We start from the raw sequence: 12,231 nt of genomic DNA, 5'->3' as shown, positions 1-12,231 counted from the left end.
CACATCGCCCTCAAAGGAGTAACACAATGTCCACTAAGCGTTTGCTTTCGCCCCTCATGACCGGCATGGCCATGCTGATGCTCACGGCTGGTGCGCAGGCGCAATCGGAGGCGCCGTTCCGGCTGATCGTCACCCATCTCGAGCCGCCGCTGGTGCCCAATTCGGTGATGGATCTGGCCGAGACGCTTGGGTATTTCGACGCCGAGGGGGTAGAAGTCGAACTGGTGCGCGTGCAGCAGACCCCCTCCGCCCTCGCCGCGCTACAGGCGGGTGAAGGCGAGATGGCCAATGTTGGGGTCGATGCGCTCCTGCAGATCATCGCCGGCGGCGCAACGGATTTCCGCGCAGTGATGTCACCCAACACCTCCCTGCCCTTCCTGATCGCGGCCAAAGACGAGATTGCGACGCCCGGAGACCTGGTGGGCGCAGTGTTCGGGGTCGGCCGCGTGGGAAGCCTCGACCATGCGCTCTCGACGCTCGTTCTCGATAGCCTCGGGGTCGATATCGAAGAGACCGAGATCGTCACCCTTGGCCAACCCTCGGTACGCGCCCAGGCGCTGGCGGCGGGCCAGGTCGATGCGACGACGATGTCCATTGGGGTTTGGAGCGAACTACCCGACACCTCCGGCCTGCATGTGCTTGTCGCTCAGGACGCCTATTTCGCAGGCGCTCCGGTGGTGAACAAGGTCAACGCGGTGCCCGGCAATGTGCTTGCGGAGCGACCTGAGGATATCGCGGCGGTTATTCGCGCGATTACCAAGCTCAGCCGCGATTTTGCAAACGATCCGCAGATGTGGGTCGAGGCGATGGCCCAGGCGCGACCGGATGTCGAGCGGGACGTGCTCGAGATGCTCGCCGAAGCCTTTGCCGAAAGCTGGCGCGTCAATGGCGGGATGAGCGCGGACGACCTCGCCTATACCGCCGCATGGCTGTACGAGACTGAGGATTTCGCCGGCCTGCCGCGCCTCGAACTCGACCAATGGGTAGCGTTCGGGCCGGTGGACGCGGTGCTTGCCGAAATCGGCGTCGACGATGCCATGGACCCCGCCGACCGATGAGCGGCGGGCTGACCTTCGAGGGCGTGACCAAGCGCTTTGCCCGGCGCGACGGGGAGGCGGCAACCGCGCTGGACGCGGTCACGCTCGCGGTTGAGGCGCAGACCTTTGTCGCGCTGATCGGGCCCTCGGGGTGCGGCAAGACCACCGCGCTGCGGGTGGCGAACGGGTTGATCGCACCTGATGCGGGCCGGGTGATGGTTGGCGGCGCAGCTCCACGGCCCGGCCCGGAGATGGGCTTCGTCTTTCAGGAATTCCGGTTGATGCCGTGGGCGACTGTTCTGGCCAATGTCGAGTTTGCGCTCGAACCGCTACCGTTCTCAAGGCTCGAGCGGCGCGACCGGGCGCGGCACTATCTCGCGCTCGTGGGGCTCGAGCGGGCGGCAGGAAGCTATCCGGGGCAGCTTTCGGGCGGAATGAAGCAGCGCGTGGCGCTGGCCCGCGCGCTGGCGACCGAGCCCGGCGTCCTCTTGATGGACGAGCCCTTCGCCAGCCTCGACGCGCAGACGCGCGAGTTGATGCAGGGCGAATTGCTGCAGATCTGGGCGGCGCGCAAGCCGACCGTTTTGTTCGTCACCCACAGTGTCGACGAAGCGCTGATGCTGGCCGACAGTGTGGTTCTGATGGGCCAGGGCCGCGTGCTCGAACACCTCGACGTCGATTTGCCCCGGCCGCGCAACCTCGCGGCGACGCGGTCTAATGCCCGGTTTATCGCCCTGCGCGATCATCTCTGGGCCCGCATCCGCGATCTCGTGCTGTCCGATCCAAAATCGGCATTCTTCGGGCGGGAGGTCTGTGCTTAGGGAAATAAATGGCGATGAAGGAAACAACCTCGGCAATTTTCGGCCAAATGTACGGTGTTTATGCGATCTGGCTGCGTGAAGTCACGCGCGCCCTGCGTGATACGGGGCAGTTGATCGGCGGCGTGAGCCGGCCGCTTCTATGGGTGGTCATTCTCGGGATCGGCCTCAACCCATATTTCCGCGGCGAGGTCTATGGCGAAGTGCGCTTTGTTGTGCCCTACACCTATCTGCAGTTCATCTTCCCCGCAGTGGTCGTTCTCAATATTCTCTACACGTCGATCCAGTCAGCCGTATCGCTCATTTGGGACCGCGAGTTCGGCTTTCTGCGCGAAGTTCTGGTTTCGCCGATGGCACGCAATATGGTGCTCCTGGGCAAGATCCTCGGCGGCGCAACCACCGCGGTAGTACACGGCTGCATGGTGCTCGCACTCGCCAGATTCGCTGGCGTAGCCCTGACATGGGTGGACGTCTTTCAGGCGCTCATGCTGATGTTTGTGCTGGCGTTCGGGCTCACATCCTTCGGGATCGTCCTCGCAGTCCATGTACGCGGATTTGAATCCTTCGGGGTTTTTTCCAACGCAGTCATTCTGCCGCTCTATTTCACCGCAAGCTCAATATTCCCGCTCGATCCGGCCCTCACGCGGGCCCAGATGCTGGTTGCCTATCCCGAGTGGCTCGTCCTGATCGTCGAACTCAATCCGCTCACCTACGCAATCGATGCGATGCGTGGCATCCTCATCGATTTCAATCAGTTTGATCCGGTGTTGGGGCTGCAGGTCGTTGGGATCATGATGGTGAGCCTGTTTGCGCTTGCTTTGCTGGCGTTCCGGAAAGTCTAATGGCTCGGGCTTCTATCGTTCCGCCGAAACGCCATTCCTCCGTATCCGCAAGAACCTTCTTACCGCTTGCTGTCATCTTTGCGGTACTGATCGGCGCGACTTTCCTGCCCCCGGACTCATCCCTGTCCGAAGTCGACCGCACGGGGCGTCTGAGCGTCTGCATGCCCGATGCCTACCCGCCACTCGTAACCGGAGACCCGGACCAGCCTGGGTTCGACGTGGAGTTGCTCCAAGCGATCACCGATCGGCTCGGCTGGCGACTGAACATCGTTTCCAACACCGCGATGGGCCGCAATTTCAATCCCCGCACCTGGCGCATCAACCGCGCGCAATGCCAAATGCTTGCCGGGGGTATTGCACTCAATCCGACGACAAAGTCGTTTCTCGATACCTCGAACCCATATCTCGAGACCGGTTGGGCCTTCGCCGCCGCACCCGACATTACCTTTAAGGAGATCGAAGGCCCAGTCGGGGTGTTCGTTGGCCTCACGGGCCTCGACCGCATCGCCCTAGGACAATTCCTCCGCGAACGGGACGTTGCAGTCGTCATTGTCGATTCCGCCAACGCGCTGGTGTCTGGACTTGAGGATGGCGCGTTCTTGGCCGCGATCACCGAAGCGCTCCTGGCCGAGCATACTTTTGTCGGGACGGGCTACGCCATCGACTTCATGCCGCCGCCCTTCGAGCAGCTGCCTCTCGGCTTAGGATTTTGGAAGGGCGACCTCACACTCAAGCGCAAGATTGAGGTCGTGCTCGACGAGCTCCGGGCCGAACAATTCATTGATGCTCTGGCATCGGAATACGGCATCACCGATGCGCTCCAACACTAGATGCCCCACGCCGGGCGACAACCGACACCCCGGGCCAGACAATTCTGCGTCGACCGCACTCACATCACGACGGCGCGAATGCAGCCCCCAGCTTCGCAATCGAACAGATGCTGGGTGGCGAGCTCGGGCATGATATCGGGAGCGATTCAGAAGATATGCGCCGAGCGCTTCTCTCATGGATCGAACAAAAGGCTCCCGAACGTCACTGCCCCTCACCGACCACAATGATTTCCGCATCGACGATATTGCAAAACGCCGCGAGCACCCGGTCAACGTTTTCACCGGCGTCGCAAAAGGTTTCATACCCGAATTGGCACTTTGCCATCGAACATACACGCACCGCACCCTAGGACTTGTCCGATCGGCATTGGGCGCGGATTTCGGCACTGGCAACAGACGCTGTTACTTCACGGTGTTTCTTGTTCGAACACCCCTATCGAATGGCCTTCTGATCAGCATTGAAGAAATGGCAGAGATTCCGACCCACATAGGTTTGTATGACTTCTCCTCTTTGCGGCCGCGCCTGGCCTTCCATCAGCATGGTAATAGGCTGACCACCACCTATCGACGCGTAGATCAGGGTCTGCCCGCCCAGATTTTCCACGAGATTGACGTGCATTTTAACGAAAGGCGCATAGTCAGGCCGCTGTTCTGCACTGAGGTGCTCAGGGCGAACGCCCAATTCGACCGCATCGGCCAGATCTGAAGGCGCATTCGGTGCCGCCCATTCGATAGTTTGCCCTCCGAGGGAAAGTTCTAGTCCGCTTTCCCGCAGCACTACGGCATCAAGGGGCAGAAAGTTCATTTTCGGACTGCCGATAAATCCGGCCACGAACCGGTTCGCTGGAGAATTGTAGAGATCGAGCGGCGCGCCGTGCTGTTCGACGCGACCATCCCGCAAAACGACAATCTTGTCGGCCATGGTCATGGCCTCCACCTGATCATGGGTCACATAGATCATTGTGCTGCCCAGTCGCTGGTGAAGCTGAGCGATCTCGACGCGCATCTGTACCCGGAGCTCGGCATCGAGATTGGAGAGCGGCTCATCGAACAAAAAGGCTCGCGGATGCCGCACGATGGCCCGGCCAATGGCCACACGCTGGCGTTGGCCGCCGGAAAGCTGGGCCGGTTTGCGCCGGATCAGCGGCTCGAGTTGCAGGACACGCGCCGCCTCTGCCACCCGTTCGGCGGCCTCGGCTTTGCCGGTCCCGGTCATGCGCAGCCCGAAACTCATATTTTGCTCGACCGTCATGTGCGGATAGAGCGCGTAGGTTTGGAAAACCATGGACAGCCCGCGGCGCGCCGGCTCAACATCGTTGCAACGCTTGCCATCGATCAGCAGTTCGCCTTCCGAAATGTCCTCCAACCCGGCGATCATGCGCAGCAGGGTCGACTTGCCACAGCCCGAGGGCCCCACAAAGACGTAGAACTTGCCCTCCTCCACCTCAAGATCGATGCCGTGAATGACCTCGGCCGCTCCGAACGACTTGCGGACCTGTTTCAGTTCTATTGCGTTCATGCCGCAACTCCCTGCCACCAGGTTCTGAGTTCGTCTGCCGTGACCTCCGGTGCGGCAGGTTTGCCGGGATCGGCCGCATATACGGCCAGGGACGCACGCAGGCAACCGGCCACAGGCCGATTGGCTAGGTCGTGCGTAAGATCGATCGCGCTCAGTATCAAGCGCCCCCTGCCCACGCTCACCTCGCCTAATAGCATCAGATCCCGGTTAGTGTTCCAATCATCGATGACCCGCATGATTGGTCCAACGTCCAGCCCCGCAACATCCAGCGCCCGCCTGCGATAGGTCAGCTCCCACAAATGCCAGTCCGAGTGCCGGTCCACCGGAAACCCGACTAATGCCGGATGGGTATTCTCGTTCAGCAGACCCAGTGTGTGGGGCTCTTGTCCCTGGGTCCACAAGGTGTTCCAGAACGCAGCCGTGTGTCCAAGCGCCGCATTGGGCTTCATGGCTTCCGGGGCGGGCTGAAATACGACGGTCTCGCCTTCAGCAACTGCAGCAAGGATCGTATCGTCAAGTTCAGCGACAATCGCGAGGTCCGGCGCAGGCTTGTTTGCCGGCATCACCCAGACGCCCCACCGGTTGCGATAGCCGGTGCCGGCAACGGAAATCACCAGTTCATAGCGCCGGGCGGCAGGAAGGTTTGCTGTGTCGATGGATACGCTGCCCGTATCGTGTAGATGGCCGGTCGCCAGGTTCCCTGCTTCGATAAATCCTTCGGCCACCACACCATCGGCGTCCATCAGTTGCCAGTGCAGACGCGCCTGATCCAGGTCCACAGCGCCGAACTGAGCGATCTGCACGTCGGCGTCAAAATGTTCACCCTGCTCGACGACGAACCCCCTCGCCCGCACAAGCGGAACGACCGGCGCACAGAATTCCGAGAATTCCTCCGCACTAACATAGGGTTTGGGATCCCAGAACGCGTCCACGACGCCGACCAGCGCGGTACCCTGACCGGTGAAGTCCTGCAGGCCAAGCAACTGTGTTCCCAGAAAGTCTCTGGTGCGGAGCGCAGCCTCGATATCCTCCTTGTAAAGCTGGGTTTGCAGCTTGCCGCTATTGAGGAAATAGTCGTGCCACAGGTGCAGTAGACCCTTCTTGTCCATATCGTCGCGGACGAGTTCGAAACTACGGGCCTCGGTCACGCCGGTATATTTGCCGATCTCATCGAGATTGGGAAATACGCACCATTGTCCGATCTCATGGCTGAGCAGCGGACGCGTCTCGGCGTCGACGTAGCTTTGCCAATCGGTCTCGGTTTCCAGCGGGCGCGCGTTGAGCCGTGCCTCGAGCCCTTCGGCCCACCGTTGGCTGCGCGGTTCGGGTTTGCTGGCATAATCCGCCCTTTGCGTGGTCGGCCAACCGGAGCCTCCTGTATAAACCCGACGCTTGTCGCGGGCCTGCCATTTGGCGACGAACCGTTCCAGGAACGCGTGCAATCCGTCGCCGTGCACCTCGTTGCCCACGCAAAACATTGTGAAGCTGGGATGGTTGCCGTAAGCCTTGACGATGCGTTCGGCCTCGGCGTGGATATACCGGTCGAGATTGGGATCGGCACCCAGCACCGGCCAAACCGGCGTTTCAACATGCAACAGCATCCCCATCTCGTCGGCCACGTCGAACGCCGCTTCCGGCGGACACCAGGAATGGTAGCGTATATGGTTGAGGCCGTAGGATTTGATCGTCTTGAACACCTTACGCCAGCCGGCCTTGTCCGTGGGCGGGTATCCGGTTAGCGGAAATAGCGCACAATCGAGCGTCCCGCGAAGAAATACCGGCCGGCCGTTGAGCCGCAAACGGTTGCCATCGCGCTCGAAACTGCGGATGCCGAAATGGGTTGCCTGCCGGTCCTGCTCTACGCCGTCGCGCAACCATGTCACCGTGAGACTATGGACCACCGGCTCGAACTCATCCCAGCGACGCGCGCCCTGAGGTAGATCGACATTGATATCCACCTCGGTGAAGGCGCTTTCGATCTTCACCGGTCGCCGGATTTCCAGCGGCTCGGCATCGCTGCCGAAATCGAATGAGAATACCAGTTCGTCATCGTGCGTTTCGGTCCAGTATTGTGGCCAGCGGATCGACGGATCGAACGCATCCAGTTCGACATGTACGCGCGCTGCATGGCAACGTGCATCCACATCGACCCGGGCCACCGATGCACGAGCGGCCTCGATGGCCATACGACCGACCACGCCGTTCCAATTGGTCTGGGTATGGTCGGACTGGGAATGGGCCACGTCGGACATCATCGGGTTTTCGCGGATTACCGCTTCGCCCACCGCCTCATAGCGGGCGTTGTCGATCATCAAGACCAGCCGGTGCCTGCCGGCGGCCAAGTGACCGAGGAACAGCCGGTTGGGAGTGGACAGGCTTTCATCGCGTCCCAGCTTGAAGCCGTCGACCCAGACATTCAGCTCGCCATGCACACGCTCAAGGACGAGATGATGGTAGAGCCCATCCGCCTCGTCCGGTACCTCGAAGTCCCGTGCGTACCAAGCTTTGCCCACATACGGATGTTTGCGGGACAGAAAGAACATGGTTTTTTCGGTGGTCAGCGGAGTTTTCTGCGCCTCATCCACGCTACCCGGAAGGGTAATGGTATCACTCAATGCGCCATCGAACCATTTTTCGCGCTCGCCGACCGCGTTTGGATCCAACGCAAATTCCCAACTGCCGGTCAGGGCCGTCTCGTACAACATCTATTCTATCCGTTGGCTTGAACTAAGGACGGCCGGGGCAGCCGCAGGCGCCCCGACCGTTAGAGACATTACATGCGTGCCTGGACGGTTTCCGTGGCGGAAGCCAGGGCTTCATCGACAGTCATGACACCGCGAGCGATATTGTCGACCGCGGTGCGCATGGCATTGGCAGCGACGTTGTCGAGCGGATGCAGCACGAAGGGCGTCATTTCCGCCTGGACCGTGGCGAAGATCTCGTTGACGTTCTGGCCGTCATAGTAGGGATCTTCGAAATTGATCCAATCAGTTTCGCCCGCCGGCAGGTAGGCCGGATACAGGTCGTCACTCTGATATTGCTGCTGGAGACTGACATCGTTGGCCACCAGCCAGCTGATATAGGCCCAGGCGGCTTCCTTGTTATCGGACGTTTCCAGAATGCCGATATAGTCACCACCGCTGTTGAACGAGCGATTGCCTTCGATCCCTGGCGCGGGCGCGACACCCCACAACCCCTCCTGTTCGGTCGCGTAGGCTCGCTTGAGCAAGCCGCCGAACCAATTGCCATACATCACCGTCGCCAATTGTCCGCGCTGGAATGCGCCTTGCCATTCGGGCGTCCAGGCGGCGAACGGCGAGATCATTCCCGCGTCTGCAGCTTCCTTGACCTTTTCAAAGGCTTCACGAAAGATCGGGTGATCGAATTGCAGATTACCGTCTTCATCGAAATAGCTTATGCCGGCCTGCGCCGTCATGGCGCGCACGATTTCCTCGCCATTGCCGATCACCCAGCGTTCGTTGGGAACGACCAGCTTCTGGCCCTCCTCGATAAAGGTGTCCCAATCTCTGAACAGGTCGGCGACCTCATCGGGGTCGGAGGGCAGACCGGCTTCCTCGAAAACATCGCGGCGATAGAACATGCCGCCCGGGCCGGTGTGCTTGGGCAATGCGACGATCTTTCCGTCTTCCAGCGTGACGTTATTTACCGTGAAATCGGCGAAATCTGCCAGCATGTCTCCCGCATTGAAGGGGGGCTGAGAGAGATCCACCCATTGCGGGCGCTCGCGCAGTAACGCCATCATGGATATTTCTATCATGGCCACGTCCGGCCCGCTGCCCGACAGCATACCGCGCTGCAGGGTATTGAGATAAGCATCATTGGCCGTGGGGAAACCTTGCACCTCCACCTGGATGTTCGGGTAGACCTCGTTGAAGGCCGGCATGAGGGCTTCGAATGTGCGGTCGTTATTTGGCCAGGTCCATACGCTGATATTGCCCGAAATGTCGGGATTGGGTGTCACGCCATCCTGCGCGGCGACCGGCAAGGCCGTTATCAAGCCGGCTGACACGACGGCCAGCGTCTTGAGCCAGAGTTTGGTCATTTTGTGCTCCTCCACTTTTTCGATCTTGCCGCGAGGCGGCTTGCTGATCCGGCGCCTGGCATGTGCCGGGTCATTTGACGGCTCCCGAAGTGAGACCGGCAATGAATTGCCTGCTGAGCAGGGAAAACAGGATGAAGACGGGTACCAGCCCCATCAGGGTGGCCAGCATTACCGCCGGCATGTCCGAATAGTGCGTGGTCGACAAGGAGGTTAGCGCCAGCGGAACGGTGAATTTCTCGCTTGCGCCGAGTATGACCAACGGCACCTGAAATTCGTTCCACGTTTCGACAAGCGTCCACACCGCCAGCGCCGCGAGCCCGGGCCGGATGATCGGTATCACCACGAAAAAGAAGGTCGACAACCCCTTGGCTCCGTCCATTTCCGCGGCTTCATAGAGCTCACGTGGCACCGTGGACCCGATATAGGTATACATCCACACAACGCCGAAACCGGATGCTGCGGCCGGCACGATCAGCGGCCAGAACGTGTTGAGCCAACCGATCCAACTCATCTGCAAAAAGAACGGAATCAGTGCCAGAGACGGTGGGAAGAACAGCGTTGCGAAACTGACCAGAAGCAGCGTCTTATGGCCCGGCGCCCGCGTGTAGCGCGATAGCCCATAGCCGGCGAGCGCGCTGACGAACACCAGAAGGATCGTCTTGGGTACAGCCACCGCCAACGAGTTCACAATCGGCCGGAACGGCGGGTAAACGTCCGCAATGTTCTGGAAATTCTGGACAATGTTGTCTCCGTAGAACAGCGGCGGCGGGAACTGGAACACCTCGCCTAGCGTCCGGGTGGCGAACACCGACGTCCAATACAGTGGCAGCACGAAGAATACTGAGAGCACCACCGCACCTAGAGTGAGCAGCAGGTTGAAACGGCGCTCACGATTGGCAAGGAGCTTTCTCATGCCACACCTGACTGCGACCGGTTCAGGATCGCCCGATAGATCAACGTAAGGGTGACGACGCCGGCGAAGATGTACCAGGAGACCGCCGCACCCAATCCGAAATTGAATTGAGAGAAGGCCGTGGCATAGAGATACATGCCCAGCGTGGTGGCGCTGTTATTGGTGCCGCCGGTCCCCTGTGTCAGCACATAGGGTTCGTCGAACATCTGCACGCCACCAAGAGTGGCGGTGATGATGGAGAAGGCCAACGCGGGCAACAGCAGCGGCACGGTTATGCGTGAAAAGATGGCCCAGCGCCCTACCCCGTCCATGCGCGCGGCTTCGTAGAGATCGCGCGGAATGGACTGCAAACCGGCCAGAAAGATGATCATATGCCAACCGGTCCAACGCCAGATCACCAACAGCACCACGAGAGGCTTGATCCAGAATTCCGATCCCAGCCAGTCGAAATAGGTGGGCGTGCCGGTGACAGCGCCCGTGAGCATGTTCACCAGCCCGCCATTGGAGGTGAAGAACATACGCAGGATGATCGCCGCGATCGACGGCGCCACCAAGAGCGGTAACAGGAACACCATGCGGAAATAATTGCGCCCGAACACAACATAGCTGTCGACGATCACCGCCAATGCCAGCGCCAGCCCGACGGTGAGCGCCGTGGACCAGAACCACAGGAAAATGGTGTTGCTCAAAGCTTTGCGAAAGATCGGATCATTAAGAGCGCGGATATAGTTTTCGAGCCCGACAAATCGCAGGTCGCCGAATCCGTCCCACTGGTTGAATCCCAGATAGGCGGAAAACATAACCGGAAATATGTTGAACAGCAGGAAAAGCAGCAAAAAAGGCGCGACGGCGATGTAGAGCGCGCTGTTCCTCCTGATGTTCGCAACAATCGGACTTCTGGCGCTCACGATACCTCCTGCCCCTCATTGGATCGCCTAATAATCCGATGATTAATTGCCGTGTCAACCGCAATCACGCCTTGACCGGCGAAAATTTGCCGATTATTCCCTAAATCATCAGATCAAAGGACGTCGCGTGAAAATCACCTCTGTCAAAACCAAAGTGGTCAATGCCGAGATGCGGAATTGGGTTTTCGTCAAGGTGGAGACAGATGTGCCGGGCCTGTTCGGCTGGGGCGAAGCCACGCTGGAATGGAAGACCCGCGCCGTTGTCGGGGCCATCGATGATCTGGCCCCGCTGATCGTCGGACGCGATCCGCGCGATATCGAACAGGCCGTGCGCGCCATGACCAAACAGTCATTCTGGCGTCTCGGCGCCGTCGGCATGAGCGCCGTTTCCGGCGTCGAGCTTGCGCTTTGGGATATCCTGGGCAAGCATCTGGATGTGCCGGTGTGGCGCCTATTGGGGGGAAAGGTGCGCGACAAGGTCTCGGTCTACACCCATTTGGGCATGGGTGATATGCGTGCCGTCTACGAAACCACCGAAGTCGCAGCGATTGCCGAGCGCGCCCATCAGGTGATCGAGAACGGCTACCGGGCTTTCAAGGCTGTGTTTATCCCTTACACGCACTATCACGCGCCCCTGCCGGAAATCGATCTGGTTAGCCGTATGATGGCGGCGCTGCGCGAAGCCGCCGGCAACGCCGTGGAAATCATGGTGGACTTTCATGGCCGTCCGGCCTCGGCCGGGGCGGCACAGGCCTATATCGACGCCATCACGCCCTTCAGGCCCATGTTCATCGAAGAACCGGTTCAGCCCGGCGATTTCAACAGCCTGAAGAGACTGGCGGAAAAGAACCGCATCCCGCTGGCCACCGGCGAACGGCTGATCGACCGCAGCGAATTCGAAGCACTGTTCGGGCTCAACGCCGTCGATATCGTACAGCCCGACATCTGCCATTGCGGCGGGCTATTGGAGGCAAAAAAAATTGCCGCGCGTGCCGAAGCAATCGGCGTAGGCGTCGCTCCGCACAATCCACTCGGACCCATCGCCGGAGTGGCGGCCCTTCACTTCGCCGTCTCCACGCCGAACCATGTGATCCAGGAGGAGATGGTAGGCGCGGTGCCGTGGTATTTCGACGTGGTCCAAGGCCCGATCAAAATGGTGGATGGGTTCTGGCAGGTGCCCGAAGCACCGGGCCTCGGCGTATATGTGGACGAAGCCGAATGTGACAGGCATCCTTACGCCCGGGAGGTCCTGCACACCCAGAACGCGGTGATGCCGGACGGCACGCTTGTGGACTGGTAAG

10 protein-coding genes are annotated in these 12,231 nt (G+C 60.2%); 5 read left to right on the top strand and 5 right to left on the bottom strand.

Annotation, left to right across the window (positions count from 1 at the left end; all coding sequences use genetic code 11):
* The first annotated feature begins 26 nt into the window (after positions 1-26).
* From LSG43_RS06630 to LSG43_RS06615, 4 genes are read left to right on the top strand one after another with little or no spacing between them, the layout of a single operon-like run.
* Entirely contained in the window at positions 27-1,058 is a 1,032-nt protein-coding gene (locus LSG43_RS06630; RefSeq protein ID WP_231802259.1) for an ABC transporter substrate-binding protein, read from the top strand.
* Complete coding sequence (locus tag LSG43_RS06625) at positions 1,055-1,858, top strand: ABC transporter ATP-binding protein (RefSeq protein ID WP_231802257.1); 804 nt, start codon at positions 1,055-1,057, stop codon at positions 1,856-1,858. Before LSG43_RS06630 ends, LSG43_RS06625 begins: the two co-directional genes overlap by 4 nt.
* Positions 1,859-1,872: 14 nt before the next feature.
* On the top strand, positions 1,873-2,697 hold the full coding sequence (locus LSG43_RS06620; protein WP_231802255.1) for an ABC transporter permease: 825 nt from the start codon (positions 1,873-1,875) through the stop codon (positions 2,695-2,697).
* A complete protein-coding gene (locus LSG43_RS06615) occupies positions 2,697-3,527 on the top strand; it encodes a substrate-binding periplasmic protein (protein WP_231802253.1) in 831 nt (276 codons plus the stop codon). The genes LSG43_RS06620 and LSG43_RS06615 overlap by 1 nt, the downstream gene beginning before the upstream one ends.
* A gap of 433 nt (positions 3,528-3,960) precedes the next feature.
* On the opposite strand, the gene LSG43_RS06610 is transcribed toward LSG43_RS06615, so the two are convergent.
* From LSG43_RS06610 to LSG43_RS06590, 5 genes are all read right to left on the bottom strand, one after another.
* On the bottom strand, positions 3,961-5,046 hold the full coding sequence (locus LSG43_RS06610) for an ABC transporter ATP-binding protein (RefSeq protein ID WP_231802251.1): 1,086 nt from the start codon (positions 5,044-5,046) through the stop codon (positions 3,961-3,963).
* Complete coding sequence (locus LSG43_RS06605) at positions 5,043-7,751, bottom strand: DUF8487 domain-containing protein (protein ID WP_231802249.1); 2,709 nt, start codon at positions 7,749-7,751, stop codon at positions 5,043-5,045. Before LSG43_RS06605 ends, LSG43_RS06610 begins: the two co-directional genes overlap by 4 nt.
* Before the next feature lie 68 nt (positions 7,752-7,819).
* Positions 7,820-9,109 carry an ABC transporter substrate-binding protein gene (locus tag LSG43_RS06600; protein WP_231802247.1) on the bottom strand — a complete coding sequence of 430 codons (1,290 nt, stop codon included), beginning with the start codon at positions 9,107-9,109 and terminating at the stop codon, positions 7,820-7,822.
* A gap of 70 nt (positions 9,110-9,179) precedes the next feature.
* Positions 9,180-10,022, bottom strand: a complete 843-nt coding sequence (locus LSG43_RS06595) for a carbohydrate ABC transporter permease (protein WP_231802245.1) — start codon at positions 10,020-10,022, stop codon at positions 9,180-9,182.
* A complete protein-coding gene (locus LSG43_RS06590; RefSeq protein ID WP_231802243.1) occupies positions 10,019-10,930 on the bottom strand; it encodes a carbohydrate ABC transporter permease in 912 nt (303 codons plus the stop codon). The genes LSG43_RS06595 and LSG43_RS06590 overlap by 4 nt, the downstream gene beginning before the upstream one ends.
* A gap of 46 nt (positions 10,931-10,976) precedes the next feature.
* Here LSG43_RS06590 and dgoD point away from each other — a divergent pair, with 46 nt between their 5' ends.
* Entirely contained in the window at positions 10,977-12,230 is a 1,254-nt protein-coding gene (dgoD, locus tag LSG43_RS06585; RefSeq protein WP_231802241.1) for a galactonate dehydratase, read from the top strand.
* Position 12,231 lies beyond the last annotated feature (1 nt).

The sequence above is a fragment of the Pelagibacterium xiamenense genome (assembly GCF_021166475.1).
Taxonomy (GTDB): Bacteria; Pseudomonadota; Alphaproteobacteria; order Rhizobiales; family Devosiaceae; genus Pelagibacterium; species Pelagibacterium xiamenense.
Note: the sequence above shows the minus strand (reverse complement) of the source record. Positions and strands in the feature narration are given on the sequence as shown.